Annotated in this window: 26 protein-coding genes and 2 pseudogenes; 13 read left to right on the top strand and 15 right to left on the bottom strand. The window is 54.0% G+C overall.

What is annotated here, in order from left to right:
• Positions 1-102: 102 nt before the first annotated feature.
• The gene (locus VI234_RS19050; RefSeq protein ID WP_336330934.1) at positions 103-927 is read right to left on the bottom strand and encodes a hypothetical protein; all 825 of its coding nucleotides are present in this window, start codon (positions 925-927) and stop codon (positions 103-105) included.
• A 2-nt stretch (positions 928-929) separates the two neighbouring features.
• Positions 930-1277, bottom strand: coding sequence for a DUF7563 family protein (locus tag VI234_RS19045; protein WP_336330933.1), 348 nt, complete (start codon positions 1275-1277; stop codon positions 930-932).
• 149 nt (positions 1278-1426) lie between these two features.
• Between VI234_RS19045 and VI234_RS19040 the strand changes: the two genes are divergently transcribed.
• The 6 genes from VI234_RS19040 to VI234_RS19015 all read left to right on the top strand — a co-directional run bounded on the left by VI234_RS19040 (position 1427) and on the right by VI234_RS19015 (position 5827).
• Entirely contained in the window at positions 1427-1684 is a 258-nt protein-coding gene (locus VI234_RS19040) for a hypothetical protein (RefSeq protein ID WP_336330932.1), read from the top strand.
• A gap of 270 nt (positions 1685-1954) precedes the next feature.
• The gene (locus VI234_RS19035; RefSeq protein WP_336330931.1) at positions 1955-2425 is read left to right on the top strand and encodes a hypothetical protein; all 471 of its coding nucleotides are present in this window, start codon (positions 1955-1957) and stop codon (positions 2423-2425) included.
• Positions 2422-2940, top strand: a complete 519-nt coding sequence (locus tag VI234_RS19030) for a hypothetical protein (protein ID WP_336330930.1) — start codon at positions 2422-2424, stop codon at positions 2938-2940. The genes VI234_RS19035 and VI234_RS19030 overlap by 4 nt, the downstream gene beginning before the upstream one ends.
• Positions 2930-4702 (top strand): type IV secretory system conjugative DNA transfer family protein, encoded by a 1773-nt coding sequence (locus VI234_RS19025; protein WP_336330929.1) that lies wholly within the window; start codon positions 2930-2932, stop codon positions 4700-4702. The genes VI234_RS19030 and VI234_RS19025 overlap by 11 nt, the downstream gene beginning before the upstream one ends.
• 311 nt (positions 4703-5013) lie before the next feature.
• Positions 5014-5247 carry a hypothetical protein gene (locus tag VI234_RS19020; RefSeq protein WP_336330928.1) on the top strand — a complete coding sequence of 78 codons (234 nt, stop codon included), beginning with the start codon at positions 5014-5016 and terminating at the stop codon, positions 5245-5247.
• A gap of 142 nt (positions 5248-5389) precedes the next feature.
• On the top strand, positions 5390-5827 hold the full coding sequence (locus VI234_RS19015; protein WP_336330927.1) for a hypothetical protein: 438 nt from the start codon (positions 5390-5392) through the stop codon (positions 5825-5827).
• 98 nt (positions 5828-5925) lie between these two features.
• On the opposite strand, the gene VI234_RS19010 is transcribed toward VI234_RS19015, so the two are convergent.
• Positions 5926-6387, bottom strand: coding sequence for a hypothetical protein (locus VI234_RS19010; protein WP_336330926.1), 462 nt, complete (start codon positions 6385-6387; stop codon positions 5926-5928).
• 923 nt (positions 6388-7310) lie between these two features.
• On the bottom strand, positions 7311-8573 hold the full coding sequence (locus VI234_RS19005) for a Cdc6/Cdc18 family protein (protein ID WP_336330925.1): 1263 nt from the start codon (positions 8571-8573) through the stop codon (positions 7311-7313).
• A gap of 378 nt (positions 8574-8951) precedes the next feature.
• Between VI234_RS19005 and VI234_RS19000 the strand changes: the two genes are divergently transcribed.
• Positions 8952-9524, top strand: coding sequence for a hypothetical protein (locus VI234_RS19000; protein WP_336330924.1), 573 nt, complete (start codon positions 8952-8954; stop codon positions 9522-9524).
• A 487-nt stretch (positions 9525-10011) separates the two neighbouring features.
• Here VI234_RS19000 and VI234_RS18995 read toward each other — a convergent pair whose 3' ends face one another.
• From VI234_RS18995 to VI234_RS18965, 7 genes are all read right to left on the bottom strand, one after another.
• Positions 10012-10377, bottom strand: coding sequence for a hypothetical protein (locus VI234_RS18995; protein WP_336330923.1), 366 nt, complete (start codon positions 10375-10377; stop codon positions 10012-10014).
• A gap of 356 nt (positions 10378-10733) precedes the next feature.
• On the bottom strand, positions 10734-11615 hold the full coding sequence (locus VI234_RS18990) for a hypothetical protein (protein WP_336330922.1): 882 nt from the start codon (positions 11613-11615) through the stop codon (positions 10734-10736).
• A gap of 160 nt (positions 11616-11775) precedes the next feature.
• Entirely contained in the window at positions 11776-11907 is a 132-nt protein-coding gene (locus VI234_RS18985) for a hypothetical protein (RefSeq protein WP_336330921.1), read from the bottom strand.
• Positions 11904-12116, bottom strand: a complete 213-nt coding sequence (locus VI234_RS18980) for a hypothetical protein (protein WP_336330920.1) — start codon at positions 12114-12116, stop codon at positions 11904-11906. The genes VI234_RS18985 and VI234_RS18980 overlap by 4 nt, the downstream gene beginning before the upstream one ends.
• Positions 12116-12421 carry a hypothetical protein gene (locus VI234_RS18975; protein WP_336330919.1) on the bottom strand — a complete coding sequence of 102 codons (306 nt, stop codon included), beginning with the start codon at positions 12419-12421 and terminating at the stop codon, positions 12116-12118. Before VI234_RS18975 ends, VI234_RS18980 begins: the two co-directional genes overlap by 1 nt.
• Positions 12422-12926: 505 nt before the next feature.
• On the bottom strand, positions 12927-13241 hold the full coding sequence (locus VI234_RS18970; RefSeq protein ID WP_336330918.1) for a PadR family transcriptional regulator: 315 nt from the start codon (positions 13239-13241) through the stop codon (positions 12927-12929).
• Entirely contained in the window at positions 13238-13903 is a 666-nt protein-coding gene (locus VI234_RS18965) for a transcriptional regulator (protein ID WP_336330917.1), read from the bottom strand. The genes VI234_RS18970 and VI234_RS18965 overlap by 4 nt, the downstream gene beginning before the upstream one ends.
• Before the next feature lie 328 nt (positions 13904-14231).
• Between VI234_RS18965 and VI234_RS18960 the strand changes: the two genes are divergently transcribed.
• A complete protein-coding gene (locus VI234_RS18960; RefSeq protein ID WP_318526339.1) occupies positions 14232-14441 on the top strand; it encodes a winged helix-turn-helix domain-containing protein in 210 nt (69 codons plus the stop codon).
• Here VI234_RS18960 and VI234_RS21380 read toward each other — a convergent pair.
• Positions 14402-14641: a FaeA/PapI family transcriptional regulator gene (locus tag VI234_RS21380; protein WP_442905038.1), complete on the bottom strand. Its 240-nt coding sequence runs from the start codon at positions 14639-14641 to the stop codon at positions 14402-14404. The genes VI234_RS18960 and VI234_RS21380 overlap by 40 nt on opposite strands.
• A 152-nt stretch (positions 14642-14793) precedes the next feature.
• Between VI234_RS21380 and VI234_RS18955 the strand changes: the two genes are divergently transcribed.
• Positions 14794-15090 (top strand): hypothetical protein, encoded by a 297-nt coding sequence (locus VI234_RS18955; RefSeq protein ID WP_336330916.1) that lies wholly within the window; start codon positions 14794-14796, stop codon positions 15088-15090.
• Complete coding sequence (locus tag VI234_RS18950) at positions 15087-15338, top strand: hypothetical protein (RefSeq protein ID WP_336330915.1); 252 nt, start codon at positions 15087-15089, stop codon at positions 15336-15338. The genes VI234_RS18955 and VI234_RS18950 overlap by 4 nt, the downstream gene beginning before the upstream one ends.
• A 96-nt stretch (positions 15339-15434) precedes the next feature.
• Here the strand turns inward: VI234_RS18950 and VI234_RS18945 are convergent, their stop codons facing one another.
• The 3 genes from VI234_RS18945 to VI234_RS18935 form a co-directional block, all read right to left on the bottom strand.
• Complete coding sequence (locus VI234_RS18945) at positions 15435-16019, bottom strand: hypothetical protein (RefSeq protein WP_336330914.1); 585 nt, start codon at positions 16017-16019, stop codon at positions 15435-15437.
• 86 nt (positions 16020-16105) lie between these two features.
• Entirely contained in the window at positions 16106-17296 is a 1191-nt protein-coding gene (locus tag VI234_RS18940; protein WP_336330913.1) for a nucleotidyltransferase domain-containing protein, read from the bottom strand.
• Positions 17289-18017, bottom strand: a complete 729-nt coding sequence (locus VI234_RS18935; protein ID WP_336330912.1) for a hypothetical protein — start codon at positions 18015-18017, stop codon at positions 17289-17291. The genes VI234_RS18940 and VI234_RS18935 overlap by 8 nt, the downstream gene beginning before the upstream one ends.
• A 486-nt stretch (positions 18018-18503) precedes the next feature.
• On the opposite strand from VI234_RS18935, the pseudogene VI234_RS18930 reads away from it, so the two are divergent.
• From VI234_RS18930 to VI234_RS18920, 3 genes and pseudogenes are all read left to right on the top strand, one after another.
• Positions 18504-18734 (top strand): annotated as a pseudogene (locus VI234_RS18930) (hypothetical protein); the annotation flags it as partial.
• A gap of 11 nt (positions 18735-18745) precedes the next feature.
• Positions 18746-18984, top strand: a pseudogene (locus VI234_RS18925) (hypothetical protein).
• Positions 18985-19383: 399 nt separating this feature from the next.
• Positions 19384-21963, top strand: a complete 2580-nt coding sequence (locus tag VI234_RS18920) for a DEAD/DEAH box helicase family protein (protein WP_336330911.1) — start codon at positions 19384-19386, stop codon at positions 21961-21963.
• Positions 21964-22175: the final 212 nt, after the last annotated feature.

Genomic DNA, 22175 nt, shown 5'->3' with positions numbered 1-22175 from the left:
GCCGTCCGTCGGAATGTCTGCGATCATCACCAGTCCACTGCTGGCTTCCATAGTGTGGGGCAAGAAATCCCAGTTCCTGTGGGTCGTGTAACTCGGGCATGATCACATCGTTCGCGAGGACTTGGTCTCGCCAGTGTTGTCCTCACGGTGTTCATCTGCTTCCTCGGCCCACCGCTCGACAGCGCGATTGTACGCCGGCAGGAGGTACACCGCGCCCCAGAGCTCCCGTTCCTGGGCATACTTCGGGTCGTCGGTGAGGAGAACCTGCTGGGCACCACGCTGGTCGTGGATCTTCCAGTCGAAGTCCGGTTCGACCCGGTGCAGTTCGCCGAGTGTCCCCTTGTCGAGGCGGGAAAGCCAGTCGTCGACGGCGGCCATATCCTCGAATCCATCCAGTAATGCGAGGAGCAGGTCACTCTGCTTGCGATACAGTTCATCCAGTGCTGGCCGCATCGCGAAGAACGCCGTCGAGTCAACCTCCTCGACGCGTTCGCCCTCGTTCGTATACTGCTGGGCTTCGGTGCGAAGCTTCCGGTAGGCGGTTCGAAACGCCGGCCGAATGTACTTCGCCGCGAGCTGTCGCCGTTCCGCCTTCGCGGTTCCCGGGTTGGCCGGGTCCTCCCGCCATCGGAAGCGGTTCTCTGAGGTAATTGCGATCGACAACGGAACTGGCTTCGAGCAAACATCAACGAACCACCCATCAGGCACGCGCCCAAGTGACCAAAACTGCATCTGATGCAGCGAAAGGAGGAGGTCCCGTCGGCTGTCGTACCCGGCGTCAATCCAGTTGGAGAGCCACGTCCGCTGGTGATCGTTGAGTTTGTCCAACGCCGGGGTGAACGAGACATCGACAGCAGCAGTGGGGCGGTCGGTGTCAGTCTGGACATCACGGAGAATGTCATCCAGTGGATTTCTGGATCCAGGCATAGTTACTCCGCAACCAGAGCAGCAAACGCCTCGTCATCGTGATGGTCGGTGCGTGAGGTAGTCTGTGTGGTGGTCGATTGCTCGCGGAGTTCCTCGAGCGTAACGTGGTCCGCAGTGTCTTCCTCGGACTCTGTCTCGTGGAAGACAGCCTCGACGGGCTCGTCGACGTCGGGACGGTACACCAGCGGCGTCCCATCTCGATCCGCGTCGACGGCGGCGCCGTTCGCGATAGCGCCTTGCGTCGAACAGTTCCGACAGGCATGAACCTCGTCATCATCGTTCCCGAACACACGTGCGTACTGTGCATCGACTGGTTCGCCACAATTCAGACAGGTCACGGACGTCACCATAGCACGGTATCCGCTGGCACGGCTAGTAAAGCACAAGCCCATTTTGACAGATGTCAACTGATTGGTGTCAAAATGGGAGTGGTTTTTACCCTAGTCTCCACCGAACAGCAGGAGTGTGGCTATCGACTGGTGATGGCCGTGAAAGACTAATGCCAAGCATTAACAAGCTCTCTGTCCGCGGCGGCTCTGGGATGGTAACGCTTCCAAAAGACGAACTCGAGATGTGTGGGCTCCTGGATGAGGATGGGGACCCAGATACTGACATCCAGTTCCTCATCAAGATGGAACAGCCCGGTGAGTGGCGAATCTCTGTGCTCGATGACTCCTGTGTCGACGATTCCTGGTACACTGGCGACACGCCCGAGACCGGTGTGCAGGTCGGTGCCGGTGGCGGAAGCCGGGGGTAGGATATCACGCTCGAAGAGTCGTTCACTTTCACCGTGGTCTAATAACGCCTTTCATATCAGGGTGAAAAGCCGGGAGTATGCGCTGGACTTTACCGCGCTTTGCAGCCCTCCAAGGACTGTATTCTCGTACTGCACGATCTGCAGCACTGCCCCTATCTACTGCATACAAAACCGCCAGACAGAGAGTGGATAGAAGAGGTGTGCTGCAGACCTTTAACTTGCCCATTGGTCAAAACCACAGCCTCCGAGAAGCCAGAAGGAGGTAACGCGATGGGACGAAATGAGCAGCTCACGACCTACGTTGACGCCGAGGTGGCGCGTGAAATCGAGCGGCGAGCGGAGGCTGAAGATGTCTCTGCGTCAACCTACATCGCACAGGTTCTCGATCAACACATCCACGGCGAAGCTGTCGAGGAACAAGCGCGTGAACATCGGGCCGAACAACGCATTCAGGAACTCGTTGCCGAGGCACGTGATGAGGTCAGTGAAGCGACAGAGGGGCTTGAAGACCTCGTCGCAAAATCAGGCGTCTACTCGATAGCCGTCTGGGAACTCGTCAAAGACGAGTATGACGACCCGCGCCGACAGCACGCCCTCGATGTTGGCACTGAACGGCTCCGAGAAGACATGGATGCACTTGACGGAGATATCGAGAGTGCGCGGGCACAGAATGGGACGTCATCTGAGGTCACTGACAGTGCTGCAGCAGAATCTGATGACCGGGATTGGGATTTCGAATGATCGTAAAATCAGACTTCCAGACAGGGAGCGCTGGCAATCTCATCACCTACATCAGTGAAGATGCAGAGCGGACAGTCGAGATTCGAGATTCGACTGGTCGCAAGCTGAGCGAAAAAGAAATTGAAGCGTTCGTCGGGCGGTCTGAGACAGCGGATATGCAGCGCCAGTTCATCATTGCGCCTGATCCGGATGCAGGCTATAGCGAAGCAGAAATTGACCAGTGTACTCGGTCGACGCTCAACGAGTGGAAAGCAGAGAAACCCTCTGTCGAGTACGTCTACGGAGTCCACGCTCGTCCAGAATCAGGGAAGTCACACGCCCACGCCGCTGCGATCGGCAAAAAGCGAGATCTACACATGGAGACAGACGATCTGACCGCCCTTCGAGAACGGGCACGAGAACAGTTTCGGGAGCGAACACGACTCAGAAGCAGGGAACGCGTTCAAGAACGGAGTATAACAGCGGAGGAAGAGCGAGAAGTGACTCGAGCACAGGAGGACTACGATGACATCTGAGACTAGGACCGGGACTGGGACTAGCAAACGACAAGAGAGTCCTGGGGAGATGTTCATCGATGTTCTGTTTACAGAGGTGCTGCCGCGGTTGCTGATTCCATGGTGGTACGTCGAATGGGACCAGCCGAAATTACGTCGGTTCTGGCTCTGGTGGTGGGTCTACCCCTGTTATGCGCTGCTAGGGAGTGTCGTCTTCGCCGGTGCGTTGTTGCAAGGAGAAGTCTGGCCGATCCTTGTGATTCCATTTGCACACGTGATGGCCCCGCTCGTATTCCTTGGCGAGGTTGCCGGGGCGTCTATCTCTGGCGTCGGTTTCGCGGGTATTCCTGATGTCCTTTTTTTGGGGCCATATGCTGCATTCAGCGTCGCGATAGCGGCCCTGCCCCTCACCCGACGCTGGGGCGACAACGTCTTTGATCTGAAAGAACCCAAGTACATCAGAGAGTCTGACGAATTTGTCGTTCCAATGGAAGAGATAACGACCACGTCAGATGAGTATACAGATGGAGACGATATCTCGATACTACCAAGGCTTCGGCAAGATATTTCGACAGCGCTGCTCGGTGAGACCGGGAGTGGCAAGACAACCGGGATGCAACTCCTTGCACAGCAATATCCCCACGATGAAGAGACGGCAGTCATCGTACACGAATCCGGAACCGACTTCGAACAATTCTATCGAGAGCGTGGATTTGAGGTGCTTCGAGTCGGGGTGGAAGAGACGGATGTCCGCTGGAGCCTCTTTCAAGATGTTGAAAAAGAGGAGGATTATCAAGAGGTAGCCAACTCTGTGTTCGGAGAGCCTGATGGGAGGAATCCGTTCCATCGCAAGGCAAAGAGCGTGTTTACTGCCTGTCTGAAATATCTCCATCGCGAAGCTGAAAGGCAAGATGCGATTGACCAACTCGGCCATGACGATATCTACGATTTGGTCCACGAGCCCAAAGACGAGATACATAGACGGCTGAATAAGTACGATGACCTGGGGACTGAAGCGCAGAAAATTAGGCCAGGAGATGACGGCGGCCCGGAGAGCGTCTACACAGAACTCACACAAAATGTCGAGGATGTATTTACTGGTCAATTCAAGACTGATGGTGATTTTTCCATTCGAGAGTATGTCGAAAATCCCAACGGCCGAGTGCTGTTGATTCGCTCTGGACCGATGGCGAGGAAGGCTGCTCCGATGTACGAAGTGATGCTTGATTGGTCGATCCGGATCGCGCGGTCCTCGGCAACACCGACGAATTTCATCTTGGACGAGATCGACTCTCTCCCGCCGATAGAAGGGTTACCAGGCCTTGCAGCCCGGGGGCGAAGTGAGGATGCACGAGTTATGATTGGGGCACAGACAGTTGGCCAGCTCGAGTCTGTCTATGGGAAGGAGTCGGCAGCAGTGTTAGGAAACTGCCCACAGGGCCTGTACTTCCAACCTGGTGATGACCAGACGACAAAATACATCCAATCAGAAATCGGGAAAGAGCGAGAACAGACAGTATCGCAGTCACGCTCGCGGTCGAAAAACAAGAGCAGCGGCTCATACCAGACGACACAGAGTCACACCACCCGGACCGAAGATCGTCGTCCGATCACCGCCGGTGAGCTGACACGGATGGGAACAGGAGAGTGTGTCATAGTTGGAAAGAAGCACTGGTGGAAAGGACAGGCAAAACAAGCTGATGCGGTGGAAGAGCAGGTCAAGGAGCCAATGAAACCACTTCGTGGTCGGCTGAAAGAGATGGTATGGGATAGTTCTCGTTGAAAAGGCCTCTATTTCTGACTTAACTGCTATTTTTACTAGCACGCTGTCAAGCAAAGCCGATATTCTAAATGCCGCATATCTACATTTTCAAGACATCTAACAGGGGTTCGACGATTCAGACGATACGTTTATCCTAGTTACTCGGTAAGTGTCTGGCATGGCCAACACTATGGCTGCGGGCCGGAGTGTGATCAAGCGCGGCGGGACGTCTCTGTACCTGGGTATCAAGAGAGAGAGAGTGGCTGGCTGCGGCCGGGACTGAACCTGACGGGGTCTTCCGCCTCGGCCTCCGTGATATCGAGGATTCGTCGATGACGGTGCGACTCCACATCGACCAGGACTATTGTGAAACGACGCTCGGGCCGGGCGCATACGATATCGATATCGTCGACATCCAGACCGGCCTCCAGTGGTGTTTGCCAGCCGATATCAGGAACAAGTACGGCATCACCAATCAGTTTGTGTGGAACGCTGAGTTCACCGGTGAGCATATTGATTACGAGCTGGTCTCGCCGACGATTCAAGAGCAATATCAGCTTAGCTGAATCTGGTGACACCCTTAGCAACGGATACCAGCGTGGTGAATATAGAGGGTATCCACGGGATATTTGCAGTTCTTTTCATCACATTGGTGACGACACAGCGGCTACGTGTATTCTTAACATGATAGTGGTCATTGCCATCGGTATGAGCAAGAATGCTGAGATTGACCCCGATATCGTTGATCAGATTATCGTCGAAGAGAGCAGAATGGGAAATCCCTACACTGAGATAGGGACGATGGTAGAGAAACTCCAAGAGTTGAAGCCTTATCTTATCGAAGTCGCTCGACAGGAAAACGGTTACACGACATACATGGAAACGCGAAAATCGACAGGAATCTTCACCGCACGCCAATCCCGTGTTCTCGGTACGTTAGGACTCCATGAGGACGAGCTAGATCAACCGCTCTTGCCTGCATTGGTCGTACAAGATACTTCGAATCCAATGCCAGGTGGAAAGTATTTCAACATGGTTAACGCCACCACAAACCGGAACGAGCCGACAGCTGAGACAGATACTGAGAAGCGGCAGCTCTGGGAAGATCATGTTCAAAAGGTGCGAGAGTTTTGGAGCGATTCGTGATACTATAGGGCCTTCCTTGTGGGACTCAATTCTCAATCCCCACACCAGTAACCTGACAGACTCTCTCCATTGAAGCTGATTTTGCGGGAAATAGTCGGTTAGTCGTCGGCAACAGTCTGGGTAATCGATGCCTGAGCAGTGTCCTGATTCACCGACTGCGGCCCGATTCGAACGCCTGAGTGGTCCGAATAAGATAGCTCTGAGTCCGTAGTATGCGATGGGGCAGTTGCCTCGTGGCAATCGCTACAGAACGGCTCGAGGATAGGGCGCCATCGCGAGAGTCCCAGCTCGTCAAGAAGGTCTTGATAATCGAGATATCCGAGGTCGGCGTATTCGTCCGGCGGAATGTCCAGCAGCCCGGAGTCATAGACCGGGCCCAGCAGGATGTGCGACGGATGGCCGGCCGGTGACCCAGGGTACGGAGTGTCGTCGTGATCTGGCTCGCTCACCGGCGACGTCGAAGACCACCACGGCTCCAGGTGTGCGACGAAGCCCTCATCTATCTCGTGTTGTTTCTTCGTCGACGGCCTCCTAGATGGCGGCTGAGTCGGCGTCCCCATCACGGCGGAACCTCCCCCGGCCGCAATAAGGAAGGGGAAGCGCTCAGCCCACGCCGGCGGAGCGTCAGCATCCAGGGCACCACCGAAGTTCGTCTTTCCATTGGTGAAAACCTGTTCAATAACAGAGAATGTTTGGCCGATGCAACAGTAGCAAGGGCCAATGCCCTCCACGTTCACCGATACCGACAGCCGCCCCACTCGACGGCGGACCCTTGCAAGTTTTGGCGCAATAGCCGCCAGCGCTCTCAGTGGTTGTAGCGGACAACTTCCCGGGACCACGCCGACACAGCTTGATGCTGAAACGACAGTCGAGACCGACGCTGACCCACGTGTCCTGTGGGAGTATCCACCACGAGAAGGTGACGAGGATGGGATCGGATACGCAGCGGTCGAGGTTGACCGGATCATACAGAGCGACGGCCAGCGTCCCCAGATGCACCTCACATTCAACTCAACTATCGGTGGCATCGCGTCTAGCTCACCGTATGAAGGGTACCAACCCGATTGGTTCCGGTTCCGTATTTGGCCACCGACGGCATATGAAGGGCGTATCAGTCACGAAGTACGGGTTTCACCACCGGGTCAATGGGAGGGATTCTCCACGTACTACGATATACAAAGCTCTGTCCGCCAGACCACCGTGGAACTCCGAAACGCCCACACACAGGGGACGATTCAAATCCCTGCTATGTTTGACCCGGGAGCAGCACCTCTTCCTGAGCGCTTGCATTGCTCGTTCGCCGTCCAGGCGTCCCGCCCTGGTTTCCTCGGCGAGACAATTCGTGTAGCCGGGCAGGATACACTTCCCCTCGGGCAAGAATAGGGCTCAGTTTACTCTGGTACGCTGTGTAAGATGTGCGCTCTGTAGTGACTGGAATTGCTGATGCCTATCACGAGTTGCGGAGTTCCTTAGCAGATGGATTTCAGACATAGGACATCAGCCGGGCCTGCTGGGCCTCGTCGGGATCAGGGACAAGATCGTAGCGCTCCAACGTCGATTCAGACCCGTCCTGATCCTGTTTGAGCCCCTCGAAAACGAGTTCCGGTGAGACCTCCAAGGTGTGGATGTACGAACGCCCGCCGGCCCGACCGAGGTTCCGCTCGTCGCGTTCGAGTAAGCCATAGAGACGAATCGAATCGAGGAAGTCGTTGACCCGCCGCTTCGAGCGAGGTTCGTAGCCACACACCTGGCAGATGTTCTCATAGACCTGGTAGATATTCTTCGCACGGGGCGAGGCTTCGTCGTCGATGTTGAGGAAGGCCGTCGCTAGCAACGCGAGTTTCATCTGCGAAGTGAGCTGTTCGCGAACGATTGTGAGGACGCGCTGCTCCTCAACGCGGCTGCCAGCCTCTTCGACGTGGGCTTTGGTGACCTGCTCGGCATCCTGTTTGCGTGCGATATTCCCAGCCGTTTCAAGCAGGTCGAGGGCCTCGCGAGCGTCACCCTGTTCCTGGGCAGCCCGGGCAGCACACAGTTGGATCACGCCCTCGTCGATGATCCCGTCCCGGAATACGAGATCGGCGTAATGCTGGAGGATATCAGTGAGTTCGGTGGCATCATACGGCGAAAAGAATATCTCGTACTCACAGAGCGTGCTCTTGACCCGCGGGTCCAGCGAGTCTTTGAACATGTGGTTGTTCGAGATGCCGATGACACCGACGCGGGTGTCTTCCAGTGACCCCATTTTACGGGCCCGAGGGAATTCATACAGGAGTTTGTCGTTGTCCGCGCCGAGCATATCGATCTCGTCCAGGACAACGACGACGTCGCCCTCGAGGTCGTCAAGCTCGTCGTACAGTGTCGACCAGAGGAAGCCCTTTGTCGGCCCCTGTTCGGGAACCTGATCGTCTGGGGGCCGGAGCTGGTTAACGAGCGAGATGAGGACGTTGAAGATACTGTCGTCCTTGTTGCAGTTGATTTCGAGTATCGTGACCGGGACATCGTGCTGGGCGGCTTCGGCGCGGAGGAACTCCATCATCTTCTTTGTGACGACAGTCTTGCCGTTGCCAGTCTGCCCGTAGATGAAGACGTTGTTCGGGCCAAAGCCTTCGATGACGTCCTGCAGGGCTTCGGAATAGCGGCTGACTTCGTCCTCTCGACAGAGAATCGTCTCGGGAGTATAGTCCTCGTCGAGCGGCCGCTTGTCGGCGAAGATTTTCCCAGGCTCGTCGAACGGGGAATCCATGTTGGATGTATTCTCAGACCAATCGATAATAAATCCCTAGTTCGAGTGTTTCGAGTGTTTCTCTTGTTCTAGTTCGTAGTGGTCCGTTTCACCCCCTGTTTCGAGTGTAACCACCAAATAGAGGGACTGTATCGACTGCTGGTGTGATTTTCTTATTCCTATCGAATCAGTGAATATTCGCCACCCCCCATTTCGAGTGTTCTTTCGATTTTGGATGAGTGGGCGGTGGTGCGAGTACGACGGTTACGCTTCGTATTGTCTCGGAGGGGATGAGTGGGACAGATGATGGACATAGCGCCCTTCTCACAATCTGACTGAACTACGACCACTTCACATGACCCTCACAAAGCACTTACACACTCATTTCCACACAACAGTATGAATCGGCGACAATTTCTTTCAATCTCAGCGCTCTCCTTGTCTCTCTCTGGTTGTATGGGGGTGAATTTGAGTGATGGCACTGAAAATAACCCTCCAACCGCAACAGCGACAGAAGCCGAAACGGAGACGTCGATCCCCAACTCCGAGACAAAATCCTCAACACCGGCACAGACGCCGGAGCAGCCACACGACCTCTACATCGTAAACTACACAACCACGACAGAAATCGCAACCGTTCGTGTCCTCGATGAGAACGGGAACGCCGTCGTAGAGGGCCAGTACGAACTCCCATCTGAACGCGGTATTGAGTTCGAGGATATCGGAGCGCGGAAGAAGGAGTACAAGATCGAACTAATGATAGACGGTACCGAATTGATGCCGCTGACGTGGTTTACAGCCAGTTGTGCCTCAGTCGACGAAGCCCCACGGGGCTCTCGGGACGGGTATGTTCAACTCCGTCGAGACAGTGCCGACAGGCTCCAAGCGACCCTCGCCGTGGACGGCTGTGACGCGATCATCGGCCCGGAATATCCTACCGGGCTCGCACAGGGGTTTCGCGTCGAGGAGTGAACATCAAGACACGAACACACCGCTATCCGCCTCGGGATCAAGTGGTTCGAGACGCGGAGCGTTTCGTCAACACGGAAATCTTTGATTTCCGTATGACCTCAAGGCCCCGTGATTTAATCAGACAATCCAATCCACACACACCCCCCGTTTCGAGTGTTCTGCCGAGATCACCCGTTCCCCCAAGACCGACTGAATCTGAAGGTGTCAATTCCACCGATAGCAGGCTGCTGAGGGGAAGGGCTCAGATCAGACCAAGCTGGAAATCAGGCCGGATGGTACTGCTGTCTTGAACGTTATATATATTCTTTTCTACTAGGTAACGTTAGTAGTAGTAGTAGACGACTAACACCTAGGATAAACACTCGAAACGGGGGGTGGTCCGGACTATCTTTATATACAAATCGGATGGAGTCGCTCTTCTGTCGGGGAGACCGTCGCTCGGAGCAAAACACTCGAAACGGGGGGTGTGTGTGGTCCCATTCGTGAGTCAGGCTGGATTAACGGGTCCCACATATTGGCTCCTGACAGAGTCGCCATCCCGCCATTGTAGGTAGTAATAGTCGCGGCTATCGATGGTTTTCGTCGTGAGAGTTCCCTTTGTTGGCGGGATCGCTGCTTTTTGGCGAGCCGCATCGAGCTGGTCGTCCCATTCGTCTTCTTCCCACTCCGCTGGTGTGTCAGGTTGCTTTGTGGGTTGGTCGTCAGCTTCAGCCGCCGCCTCGAGATCTGTAGAGAGTGTCTCGATATCTTCGAGTGCTCGCTCGTATGCCTCAGTCAGCTCTGCTGGGAGTGTGTCTCGGTCAATGGCCTGGAGTTCTTCGAGTGCGGTCCTGGCGTGGGTGTGGTCGGACATGTGCTAACCAACACGTCCCCGATAGTTGTCTATTGTGTTGGTTAGCTACGCGGAACCGTAGTTTCACTCGAAAATATATCAGCTCTCACCCAATTGCTGGTCGAGGCTTTCGAAGATACGAACCCCCACCACGGACGAGTGGCTGGAACTTGCCGTCACACCCGTTGTGAACGACTGAACTGCTCTGGTCGCTCCGTTCGTGTTACGATTACTCACTACACTCCTGAAAACAGGGGGTCGCTCCCGGTTCCTGCAGCTAGCAGACAGCGGCGTCAGCGGCGGCAGGGCATGTGCCACCACGTCCAACAGCGTCGGGTCAGTGCTGGTCCTCGTCCTATCCGGTGCGTGTCACAGGGTTAGGGCGAGGACTCCACCACAACGGGTGTGACGCCACCCATCGTGGCTTTGTGGTCGCTGTTCTCCAGCAGATCTAGACCGACGTAGCGTTTCTCAAGCAGTCCGTCGGCGGTCGCCATATCCATCGCGAGGATCTCGGTTTGTGTCTGGTCCCGTCCGACCTGTCGCGTCTTTTCGACGATATCAGTGCCACCGATCTCGATGAGCTTCTCCCAGACGCGCTTGATCGTCTGGCGGTGGGGCTCTTTCCCGAGTTCGGCGGTCAGGGCCGTCTCTATATCGTTTTTCGTCATGAAGACGCCGCTACCGTCGGTTCGCTTCGTGGCAAATTCCGGCCAGCGCTTGGCGATGCTGATGGCGCGGTAGGTGTTCTGGCGGTTCGACCGCTCGACGAACATGGTCTTGACCTTCGACTGCCGGCAGTTCGCGAAGAAATCCAGCGGCGAACTGCTGGGTTCGATCCCCTCTGGCAACTGCTCGGCATCCTCCTGGTGGTCGCTATCGGCTTCGAGTTGCTGGGCTTTGGCGATGGCACTCTTGGCGACATCGTGGGTCGCCTCCTGCTGTGTTTCGAGTTCGTCGAGGCGCTGGTCGTTCGTGGCGGCGTTGCCGACCGCCGTGGTGGCAACGTCGTGGGTCTGCTCAACGTCGTCCTCTAGATCGTTGACGCGCTCTTGGAGGTCATCGATGGTCGCGACCAGCAGCTCAAGAACACTCGAAACGGGGGGTGCCACTTCGTCGCCGAGGTCACTGACGAGCGACTGGAGGGCGTCGATGTCCGCCCCATCTCCTCCGATGTCCATACCGAGCTCATCGGCGAGCGCTTGGTCCGTCGCTGTGCTGTCGGTCCCGCTGTCGTCGGGGTTGGTGTGTCGTGGCATCGTGACCACAGTACCCGTCCCCGGAATCGAACCGGGCAGTGCCGACCACGGCACGGGCTATTGGTGATGTGCCGGTCGCTATCCGGACGTGGCAGTTGGCACGAGGCAATCCCATCCTGTCCGGCGAATTTGCCTCGTGGCAACGGCCTGGCAGCGACCATCAGCACTCATCGGACGCCGCTCCCTGGATCAGCGAGGTCCCGCTTTCATCGGTAGCAAAATCCTGTCCCCACCGACTGTCTGCTTCGCCATCGTCGTGGTCGACGCCGTAGTGATTCCCGTGCCCGGTCATCCTTCGACCACCGCCCGGCGCTCGATGACGACATCATGCGCGTAGTCACCGCGGCGGTACTGGTCGTAGTAGTTCTCGATGGTGGGGAAGTCGCTGGTCCACTCGGTGTAGTGTTCGAGATCACCGACCATGTAGCGGAGTCGCCACAGGCTGGCCTGTGTGGGTGTTGCGTCGCTTCCGGCAGCGTCGGGGGCATCGGTCGTAGCCATCACTTATCTCCTCCTGTGGCCGACTCACTGCGCTGTGTGGCCGGCTGGTCGCGCTGGCGGAGTTCGCTGACGGGGACACGAAACGTCATGAGGTCCTCGGCTCGGCGGATGGCCGTCGTCAGCTCCCGGCGGCGCTGGCGATTGCCGGCCGTGGCCTCAAGACGCTGGAGGGTCTCGGTGGCAAGGTCGGCCAGCAGGACGCCAGTGACTTCATCGTCAGCCTCGTCGACGGCGGTGACGAGCAGATGTGGCTCGCTGTCGAGTTCGGTCAGGAAGACCACGTCGCCGACGCTGGGGACAGTCATGCCGGCACACCTCCTCGTGGCCCGACGGGTGTAGGTCTGGATAAGCCAGCTTTTTTAGAAACCGCCCCACTGCGGTCGAATGGGTTTCGGTCCCCGCCATCGAAGCGCCACACACGCTCTCCGATCTCCCCATCCTCCTTCCGTGGGTCCGGACCCCAATTTTCGGGGAGCTGTGCGCTGTATTCAGAATCTATAACGAGGCGAAAATTACAATTGTGGTGGCTCCTGAGTCTGATACTGCCAGCACAAGGTTGGGCACTTTGTACTGGGATATTGTCAGAGGCACGCGATCCGGTCCGCCGTCGCGTTTGTCGGCGGACTGGCTCACGGATCGAACTGTGAAAGGCTCCCTGACAGCAACGATTATGTAGGTGTTCTTCGATTATTACCGTAGGGTACCAGTCGGTAATCACCCGCCCAGTGATACCGTGCCTCTGACAACATCGACCGACTGTGCCCTCCGTTTTGACTACTGAGGGGCGGCGCTGCGTTGGGTGCCGGGTCATTACTGTGCACCTCCAGCGACGGGTCGGGGCAGCTCACACAGGCCTGCGAGTGTTTCCGCCTGCCGCTGGAGTAGCTGTCTGCCAGCGTCAGTCAGCGTATACACGTTGGTGCGGGCGTCGAGTTCGTCCCGGTTGATGAGGTTCTGCTCAACGAGCTGGTCGAGATTCTGGTAGAGGCGACTGTGGTTGATCGGGTCGGCGTAGCGCTCGTCGAGGTAATCCTTGAGCGCGAGGCCGTAGGGATCATCGTCGACGGCGGCGATGGCTTCGAGCAGATCGCGCTGGAAGCCCGTCAGTTCGTGGTAGATCGTCATCGGTCGCCTCCCGTGTTCTCGACTCGCCGGAGCGTCGCTGGCTGTGGCTGGTAGCACTCACCCTGTACCAGGAGATCCAGCAGGGCTGTCATCGCCCGGTCGGCTCCAAACTCTTGGGCGAGCGTATCCAGTATGTCGCCGGCAGGTGCGCCGTGGCCGTCTTCGGCGGTGGCGATGTGATCGAGCGCATGGCTGCGGATTTCGGGTTCAGCATGCGTCTCGATGACGAAGCCGTCGGTGGTCCGAAGGTACGTACTGACGGCCTGCAGCAACGCGAGTTCGTCGTCAGCGAGGGCGGGTTCGGCGGCCTGTAGCACCGTTTCGAGCTTGGTGGCCGCCGCCGTGTGCGAGGGGATGGTGCCGCCGTCGGTGACGACCAGGTTGTGGCCGGTGGCGATGGCCAGCGACTGGGCGGCCTGGGTGATCGCGTCCTGGCCGCGGTCGGTCAGGGCGTAGGTACCGTCGGTGGTGGTGACCAGCTCGTTCGCTTCGAGGTTGTCGAGGGTGTCCGTGACGCGGGCGTCCTCAAGCGTGGCCTCGCACTGGGTTTCGACTGCGATCTGGAGGGCGTCGGCGGTGGCCGCGCGGTCGTAGTGGTCGTGGTCGGCAATCGCTTTCAGGAGGTCCCGCTGGAGGGCGGAGCACTCGTGCCAGGCGGTCATGCAGCCAACCCTCCGGCAGGGGGAGTGACGTGGCTGCTCGGGTCGGTTCCGGAAACTGGAATGGGACGCTGTCTCGTGGTTGGGGAGCGATGCGACTCTTCGTGGGTGGGCTTGCGAACGGTCATGGGTTCAGTGCGACGCTTCCCCGAACCAACCGCTTCGGTCAGCGTCGTATATGATAATCAAGGCAGTTGGGCCCACTTATAGGTTGTGCAGACACAATGGTTTTAGAACAAATATTCCTTTTACTGAGGAGAGCGACGAATAGGATGTGACTAACCGTCGTGGGCCAGACCCGACTGTCTCTGACGAAGAACTGCTTAGATCCATGCATATGGCCTACAAACCGGCTCTCGGGACGACGGAGATAGCAGATATGGTTGGAATCAGCCAACAGGCGGCATCAAAACGACTCAGTCGATTAGAGGAAGAGAGACTGATTGAATCGGATAAAATTGGCAATGCCAGAGCATGGTGGCTCACTGACAACGGGCGACGTTACCTAGATTCGTCCGAAAAAGAGCCATCCAGCCAATAAATAAACGGCCCGCCGCCGATCCGCGAACGCTTGATTTTATTCTGTTCGTCGAGCCTCTCCAGCCGCTGGCGTACTCTCCAGTTGGATAAATCGACCAATTCAGCAATCTCCCCAGCTGTTGCGAATGGTCTGCTGGTTTGACTGATTGCCTTGATTAGCTCGTTATCACTGACCGTTGGTTCCGGACCCTTCGTAGACATAGGTGTCTAACCGACTATTGTTGTATCAGAACAATAGTTTTATTGGTGTGCCGCCACAACAGATTAAGTAGGAACACACGCGCCGCTGGTCGATTTCTTACGAAATCGCCCCGGTGGTAGGACACCGAGGCGCGTGGTTCCAGGAAGAACCAATGGCAACTACGCAATCCAATCCACAAGAACGTACCGCTCGTGAACTACTCACCCAAGGTCGACCGCTCTTCCTTGGTGTCGACGGCGACGGTGCAGCGCATTACTGGGACAGCTACGAGTTTGCTGTGGCTGTTGTGGCGGTTAACGGCGACGCTGAGACGGTAGTGTTAGCCGAGACGCCCTTTGAGACACTCTCCGAGTGGTGTGAATACACGCGTGGGGAGCGTGGGTGGGATATCGGGCCGCACGTCGGCGGCTCGTTGGTCGGCGATCTCGTTCGAGGTGTCGAGGCGTGAGCTGCACTGTGGAAGAACGGCGGCGGGTTCGTCGAGCCGCGCGGGCGATTCAACAGGAAGTGCCGACCGAGTCCGTCGATGTGCTTGCGCCGAGTGCCAGTCAGTACGGTGAATGGACGCTTGACGCAGTGCTTCGGGACGCGGAAGGTGTTCCGCCAGAGGTCCTTCGGGAGCTGGCGTTGGCCGGGTTGACGTTGCAGCCGACGCCGTCGCAAGCTGAGTATCAGCACGTCAGTGCGACGGTGTAGAATAGCAGAGTGCTAACCAACAACTGAAGAGTATAGGCCAGCTCGTTGGTTAGCTATTCTTTGAACTGGCTTCTGTGTGTTGCTTAATGCAGCAATTTAGTCCGCATCATCAACGCGCTCAAAATATAATTCCCCATAATTCTCTCGCTGTGGTCCAGTATAATACGCACCCTCCAGTGTTTCCGAACCTCCTTGGCCATTAAATTCCAAGTTTGTTGTACCATAATGCAGTTGCATGCTGTCCGGTGACTCCATATTGGGATCGTTTTTATATTGGTAGCTGAGTGTTGGCCACCGACCGTCATCAACGAGTAATGTTGCTCCCTCGCTAGTAGAACTGGACTGGTTGGTATCCAGATTGACCTGGATATTTCGCCACCGTTGGTGGATAGTCAACTTAGCGCTAATCTTCGTATACTCACTCTCAACGTCATTATCCGGATGGGTTGCCGACGCGGGAATGTCACCAGTATATGAGGTTTTGAGATATCCCTTCCATTCACCATTCAAATCTGGAACCTGAACAAGTCCAATCGTGTGAAGAACACCGACCCTCCAGATGTGCCGATTGTAAATCCCAAATGCGATCCCGAAGACAACAGCGAACGATGGGATTACTACAGGTAGAGCGTATCCACCCAGTGAGACGGCAGGTGCTGATTGCTTGAATATTTCAATCACAGCGAAGCTAACTGCTCCTAACAATCCAATCGTCAGTAATCGTCGCTCGCTGTCGGTCGAATATGTGTGCATAGAGTTAGACAGGCTTAGCTATAGTAGTTCTTGTAGAGCCAGATAAGCTCATCAATGAATTTCTTGGCATCTCGCTGATTCCATCGGGTCGATCCTCGGCCAAACAGTGGTTTTTGTCCATGCTGTGCAGTGAATGAAGAGAGCTGGTCCCGATTGGCATCAAGATAATTCACGATTCGAGCATAGCGTTCCTGCCGATTGTCGACAAACGCTTCGTTGGGTACATTTGAGAGGAGGCCTGCTACAAAGTACGACGGGGCATCATCCTTGGAAAGACGGCCCTTGTGGACAAGATTCTGGCGTACTCGCTTGAATACTCGAATAGTTTCACGATAGTTCCCTCCAGTCTCATTGTTCTTTGCGGCTCCCTGTTTATAGTGCTCCTCTGGGTGGTTAGTAATTACCTGTCCGGACTCAGTCCGAAACCACATCGACTCTGGCCCATCCGTTGGTTGGTACTTTTGACACACAACGACATCTGCATCAATCTTGAGTGTGGAATCAGCGGACTGGATTTTGATTGCCTTGTCGTCAACGACGACCGCATCGTGGCCGTACTCTTCTCGAAGAGCGGTGACGATGTCTGATTTAAATTCCTGGAATCCGTATTCTGCTTTCTGCCCATTCTTGTGTACGCTTTCGGTGTCCTGAAGCAAACCATCACTGTCCCGTCTATATGGGGCTGTGAGTTGGATGACGACGTCAACATCACTGTTGCCGTGAATGTTCGTATGGTTCTTGTAGGACCCCTGCAAGAAAATTCGGTAATCAATATTGTCTCGGTCCAACTGCGAACTCCGATTTAACGCCCGAGAGAGTTTGTCTTTTGTCCGCTTGGGTGAGGAAGATGGCCCGGATTTGGACCACTCCTCCAACTTAGATGGAGGAATCCCTGCGCCCTCAGTTGTAAGTTCCTCATCATCTGTTGATAGGACTCCGTTTAGAAGCGTTGCAAGTAAACTATCGTCCTCTGAGCCGTCTGCTGAGTCGGGATTTACGGAACCAGCAGATGATGTTCCCCCTCCAGCACCTGCGGTACCTCCAGCGCTGATTTGGCTATCCTGTGATTCGGCATCACCAGTTAGTTCTTCATCTGGAGGGACATCGTCTATTTCTCGCTGCTCTGGATCTTGAAGATCCTCTGGAAGCCTGTCTGTTGTTTCATCTGTACTGGAGTCGCCGGAGGTTCGGTGCGTGTTACCCATGAATAGTACCATTGGTAAATTGTCGAAGAGAGAGTTGATTGTATCCCGTTTCAAGCGCTTTGTGTATATCACCACAAAGTAGTCTCAACTGTTGTTGGGACTTATCTTGTGGAAGAGAGAGATAATTCGTTGCTTGGAGCCACTGAGAGCGTCCTGCCGCGCCCACTACTGACGCCGGGAGCCCGCTGAGATACTGCGGGGAGCTTAGCCCGATGAGTACTATCCCGGTTGGGTTACAGACTGCGTCAATAGTCCGAAGCCAAGCCCTACATTCGGTAATGCGGTTTCCGACTGTTGGTCCAAAGAACTGTCCAACATAGACTCCGACGAACCCATTTGCTATCGGTTCAATCATCTCGTAGCAGCGTTGGAGTTCATCAGGATAGACGCCTTTCAATAGGGGGAGTACTTTAGTCACACATTGACTTTTTGAGAGAATTGTCGCTGCCCGACGAACACCATGAATATAGTTTGATAGATTCTTTTGCCGCTGCTTTGGATCCATGTCTTCGTCTTTGTAAGTAGGAACATCGAACGGACAGTACCAGTGTGGACCTACTTCAATGACCGGTTCAAGCTCATCATGGAGGGTAAGTCCGTGCAAATAATCGTCTGGTACTGTACTGGTTGCCACCAGCGGACGGTCGGTGTGTATTCCAGGAATATTCTCGGTAGCGACATCCCGGTCTTGAAGCCGGACTAACTCTTGATGGTCAATCATCAGACCATCAGCCGTCTCTCGGTTTTGGAATGTCTCTATTACTCCGCCACGAGTCAGACGGACGCGAGCAAAGAACCCATTTAGTGATCTGAGTGACTCAGAATAGACGGTTTTCGCTCTATTTTGAGAAGATTTCATAGCGATCCCCCCACCCCAGTATTGGAGGGATACGCCAGTATCTGTACAGCTCGTATGAGTGGTCGGTATTGGAAACTCATTCGTCTCTTGTTCCCGGCTGATTTTCAAACGAGGCGGGTGTTTTTTCGGGTGCCTCGGATTTTTGGGAACAATACAATATTCTGTTCCTACTAACTTTAATCTAGGGTTACATTGGCCGTATAGCGGTCTAGGCAGTCCGAAAATAGCATACCAGAGGTTCTCGCCAAAGACCGCTTCTGATACTTTGCTGTTGAGAATTACTGATTTTGTTTAGTAGAGTCAGAACCAGATTTAGATTATAAGGTGTAGGTTTGAATTCACCAATGACCCTTCTCCCTTGGCGGCGACGGCGAGGGTGCAGCGCATTACTGGGACAGCTACGAGTTCGCCGTGACCGTTGTGACGGCTGACGGTGAGGAAGAGAAGGTTGTGCTGGCAGAGACGCCATTCGAGACACTTTCCGACTGGTGCGAATACACGCGTGGCGAGCGCGGGTGAGACACCGGCCCGCACGTTGGTGGGTCGCTTGTCGGGGACCTTCTCCGAGGTGTTGAGGCGTCAGTTGTACTGTGGAGGAACGGCGACGGGTGCGGCGGGCTGCAAGAGCGATTCAGGAGGAAGTGCCGACCGAGTCGGTGGATGTGCTTGCACCGAGCGCGAGTCAGTACGGTGAATGGACGCTTGATGCAGTGCTTCGGGACTGTGAGGGGTGCTGCCAGAGGTGTTACGTGAATTAGCGTTGGCTGGGTTGACGTTGCAGCCGACGCCGTCGCAGTCTGGGTATCAGCACGTAGCGGCGACGATGTAGGAGTATATTGCTTTTTGTTCCGTCGACCTCTGGGGTTGTAGGGGTACTGGTGGGCGACAAAAATAGTGAAGCGGGGATCAAGATGGGCTGTATCATGAAAACTCTACATGGCGGCAGACAGGGTGAACGAGATGACGACAATTCCTAACCAACGTATGGCAATAATGTCGGTTCATGTTGGTTAGCTATTTTACGAGTACATCGGTGCTGAGCAAGCGACATGAAACGACCGCTCAGTATATGTGTACAATGAGTCGTGTACAATGAGTCGGAGTACGATATCAGGTATGACTGAAAGAATGACAGCCTATACTGATTGGAAGTGGATTCTCTTAAGCATGAGCTTTGGGTGACATTTCCGCAACAACTACTAAATATCTATAATAATATTTTTTTCATATGTCGAACAGCTATGATCTCCGTTCTTATCAAGAAGACGCTCTTGATTCAATTCGGGACTGTAGTGGGCCAAATAAATCGCTAGTTATGCCGACTGGAAGCGGAAAAACGAGGGTGGCATTATACTATGCGCAACAATTGATTGATGAGGGGAAATCAGTCGCCTACATCGCAAAAACCGAAGCACACGCAGAACAAGTTCTCAGAGAGGCAGAACTCATTGGCACTGATGTGGCCTATATTCCCGGCAAACAAAGTTTGGATGACGAATCTGAAATTGAGGAACGTCAATGGGACATTGACGATTACAATATCGGCATTCATACTGGAGTCTTTTCTTATAGTGGATACTTTTTGGGCAGTGGGGTACCAAGAGCAGAACATCTCATCATCGACGATGCTCATGCTGTAGTTTCTCAAGACATTAGTCTTGGTGCAGTAGAATTAAATCGCAGCGAATGGGGGAGAAGATATAATGATTTATTAGATCTAATAAAAGAAACAAACCCTCTCTTAGAAGATCACATTAATGGCCTACAACATCCCGTACACCGGGAAGGCGACGCAGTACTTGTCCCCCCGCCAAAGAATGAAGAAGCAGTTGAAGCTATACGTGAACGAGTTTCCACTCTGTCTGATGGGACTGGTTATCACAAGTATCTATTGCGACAGCGCTTAGATGCGAATCCAGAATTTATCAATTGGCCTTGCGTTGTAACAAGTGATTCAATTTGCTGGCGGCCATTTGTTTTACCATTTGAGGCTTCAGGGCAACCTCCTCACAATAATATTGAAGAAGAGGAATTACTATTGCTGACATCAACGACTGAATCTGAAGAGTTTCTCCAGTATCGGCTAGGGTTATCCAGCAATGTGAATCAAGCTCAACTTGCTGAAGAGCCTCCAGAGATGGGTAGTCGTATAGTTATTCCATATCCAGATTTAGGTGCGTATTCACCGCCCAACGAATCTCAGCTAAACATTATTGAACAATGGGCTGAAGAATTTGGGTCCGTCTTAGTTTCGGTTTCTTCGGACGCAGCTTATGCGAGACTAGCTGCTGGTCTTAATAGCAATATTTCCACGCACAGATACCAGTCTGATCAAAGCATAGATGACTTTGAGTCTTTACAGGAACCTCGTGTCCTCACTTTAGTTAACCAACCCTCTGGTATTGATATACGGTCCTCGGTATGTAAAGTTGGAATTCACTTGGACTTACCGTACTCAACCTCTGGCCATGAGGCAATCGCAGGTGATGTTGAATCCTCAGGTAATGTCGCTGACGCCAGTTTAGCAGTTAGACTATCCCAACTATTGGGACGATTGAACCGCGACCCAGATGACAAAAGTGTTCATTTAATTCTTGCGGGCGATTTACCTCTTACTCGCGGATCAATTTTTGTCAGATCACTCGATCCTGCTGTCCTTTTAGATATCTTGATTGGTAAGCGTGGTATAAAAAGAGACTATCGACTACCAGATGACGATGAGCTGATAGAAGAAGTAGGTGATTTCTTCAACGGTGATGACGACCTCAGAGAACGTTATAGGGAAAGACAGGAAACGGCTCGTGAACGGTATCTACAGGGTAGCACTAATGATTTTTCACCAAGCCCGGATCAAGTAGTGGAAGCCAATCTTTATTCTGCCAGGGGGAACTTTACTGAGGCTGCACGGATGTTTGAATCACTTGCTAGGAACGCTGACTCTGAGGGTTTCAATGCTGAAGCATCATATTTTGATTTTCAGGGGGTTTGTTGTGGTCTTGTGGATGACGTAGATTTAAGAGAAATATATGGTAGGGATGTAAGCTCACTAATAGACCAAGCATTACAACGAAACCCCCCAAGTAATGCTTTGGTCGCTGCATTACGCCAAGCACAACCAGATACTGATTCTGGATCAGATGAATCCCAACGGCAATTAACGGAGATGCGCTTGCGACAAGAGGGTTTTATGCACTATCAGTACAACATTGAGGAATTCGAAGATGATATTCAAGGTTCTGATTTAACTGACATTGAAGTCTGGAGAGACTATTGGCGGAACCGACTCACTTCTTCGGATCATGAAGAACTTCTTGATTCATATATTCGAGTATTCCAACTGCTTGGAACTGATACGCCCCATCGAGAGATTGAAAATAACGATGCTAAGGTACAGTGGGAAACACAACCTGGAGAAATATTTACAGTCGCACTTGAGACTAAGGGCTGGGGAGAGGATCAAAGAGATACTCCTTCCGAGTTGAAGGTGGATCACATCATCCAAGCCAGAGACAATGCAGAGAACATTGACGCCGATGGAGTATTACTCGTCTCATCACGTGAAGGGTATGAGCGTGATGTCCCAACCGAAGCAGAAAACCGAGAGGTCGCTTGGTTTGATAAACCGACTGCACTGGCAATTGCGGACTTAATCGCAGAACAATGTGTTACGTTTCATCGGATTACGGAGCGAGCAACCGGACAAGATGAAATTCCACATGATGCGTTAATCTTCTCTACCATAATAAAAGAGAATCCTGGAGGAGAGGTAATACCGGGAGATATCCGGTCTGAATTAACAATTGATTAGTGGTATAATTGATACGATTTCACGGACCCGTTCCATATATTGGTCCTGAGTACCAATAGACGCTATTAACTATAGAGAATAACACCCATAAACTCAGTCGATCACATCGAAAGCCCACAAACCCCTCTAGTAGAGCTTGAATCCATGACTTCGATGCGTGGCCAGTTCTCGAAGTGAGACGGACGGTGAGTTTCGGCGGTGAGGAGTCGTGG

This window comes from Haloarcula sp. CGMCC 1.2071 (genome assembly GCF_037078445.1).
Taxonomy (GTDB): Archaea; Halobacteriota; Halobacteria; order Halobacteriales; family Haloarculaceae; genus Haloarcula; species Haloarcula amylolytica.
This window is presented reverse-complemented; position numbering and strand designations above follow the sequence as displayed.

Excerpts from the sequence above, each read along its gene's own strand:
- VI234_RS19050 (WP_336330934.1), bottom strand. The coding sequence starts at position 927 with ATGCCTGGATCCAGAAATCCACTGGATGACATTCTCCGTGATGTCCAG.
- VI234_RS19045 (WP_336330933.1), bottom strand. The coding sequence starts at position 1,277 with ATGGTGACGTCCGTGACCTGTCTGAATTGTGGCGAACCAGTCGATGCA.
- VI234_RS19040 (WP_336330932.1), top strand. The coding sequence starts at position 1,427 with ATGCCAAGCATTAACAAGCTCTCTGTCCGCGGCGGCTCTGGGATGGTA.
- VI234_RS19035 (WP_336330931.1), top strand. The coding sequence starts at position 1,955 with ATGGGACGAAATGAGCAGCTCACGACCTACGTTGACGCCGAGGTGGCG.
- VI234_RS19030 (WP_336330930.1), top strand. The coding sequence starts at position 2,422 with ATGATCGTAAAATCAGACTTCCAGACAGGGAGCGCTGGCAATCTCATC.
- VI234_RS19025 (WP_336330929.1), top strand. The coding sequence starts at position 2,930 with ATGACATCTGAGACTAGGACCGGGACTGGGACTAGCAAACGACAAGAG.
- VI234_RS19020 (WP_336330928.1), top strand. The coding sequence starts at position 5,014 with ATGACGGTGCGACTCCACATCGACCAGGACTATTGTGAAACGACGCTC.
- VI234_RS19015 (WP_336330927.1), top strand. The coding sequence starts at position 5,390 with ATGAGCAAGAATGCTGAGATTGACCCCGATATCGTTGATCAGATTATC.
- VI234_RS19010 (WP_336330926.1), bottom strand. The coding sequence starts at position 6,387 with ATGGGGACGCCGACTCAGCCGCCATCTAGGAGGCCGTCGACGAAGAAA.
- VI234_RS19005 (WP_336330925.1), bottom strand. The coding sequence starts at position 8,573 with ATGGATTCCCCGTTCGACGAGCCTGGGAAAATCTTCGCCGACAAGCGG.
- VI234_RS19000 (WP_336330924.1), top strand. The coding sequence starts at position 8,952 with ATGAATCGGCGACAATTTCTTTCAATCTCAGCGCTCTCCTTGTCTCTC.
- VI234_RS18995 (WP_336330923.1), bottom strand. The coding sequence starts at position 10,377 with ATGTCCGACCACACCCACGCCAGGACCGCACTCGAAGAACTCCAGGCC.
- VI234_RS18990 (WP_336330922.1), bottom strand. The coding sequence starts at position 11,615 with ATGCCACGACACACCAACCCCGACGACAGCGGGACCGACAGCACAGCG.
- VI234_RS18985 (WP_336330921.1), bottom strand. The coding sequence starts at position 11,907 with ATGACCGGGCACGGGAATCACTACGGCGTCGACCACGACGATGGCGAA.
- VI234_RS18980 (WP_336330920.1), bottom strand. The coding sequence starts at position 12,116 with ATGGCTACGACCGATGCCCCCGACGCTGCCGGAAGCGACGCAACACCC.
- VI234_RS18975 (WP_336330919.1), bottom strand. The coding sequence starts at position 12,421 with ATGACTGTCCCCAGCGTCGGCGACGTGGTCTTCCTGACCGAACTCGAC.
- VI234_RS18970 (WP_336330918.1), bottom strand. The coding sequence starts at position 13,241 with ATGACGATCTACCACGAACTGACGGGCTTCCAGCGCGATCTGCTCGAA.
- VI234_RS18965 (WP_336330917.1), bottom strand. The coding sequence starts at position 13,903 with ATGACCGCCTGGCACGAGTGCTCCGCCCTCCAGCGGGACCTCCTGAAA.
- VI234_RS18960 (WP_318526339.1), top strand. The coding sequence starts at position 14,232 with ATGCATATGGCCTACAAACCGGCTCTCGGGACGACGGAGATAGCAGAT.
- VI234_RS21380 (WP_442905038.1), bottom strand. The coding sequence starts at position 14,641 with ATGTCTACGAAGGGTCCGGAACCAACGGTCAGTGATAACGAGCTAATC.
- VI234_RS18955 (WP_336330916.1), top strand. The coding sequence starts at position 14,794 with ATGGCAACTACGCAATCCAATCCACAAGAACGTACCGCTCGTGAACTA.
- VI234_RS18940 (WP_336330913.1), bottom strand. The coding sequence starts at position 17,296 with ATGGGTAACACGCACCGAACCTCCGGCGACTCCAGTACAGATGAAACA.
- VI234_RS18935 (WP_336330912.1), bottom strand. The coding sequence starts at position 18,017 with ATGATTGACCATCAAGAGTTAGTCCGGCTTCAAGACCGGGATGTCGCT.
- VI234_RS18920 (WP_336330911.1), top strand. The coding sequence starts at position 19,384 with ATGTCGAACAGCTATGATCTCCGTTCTTATCAAGAAGACGCTCTTGAT.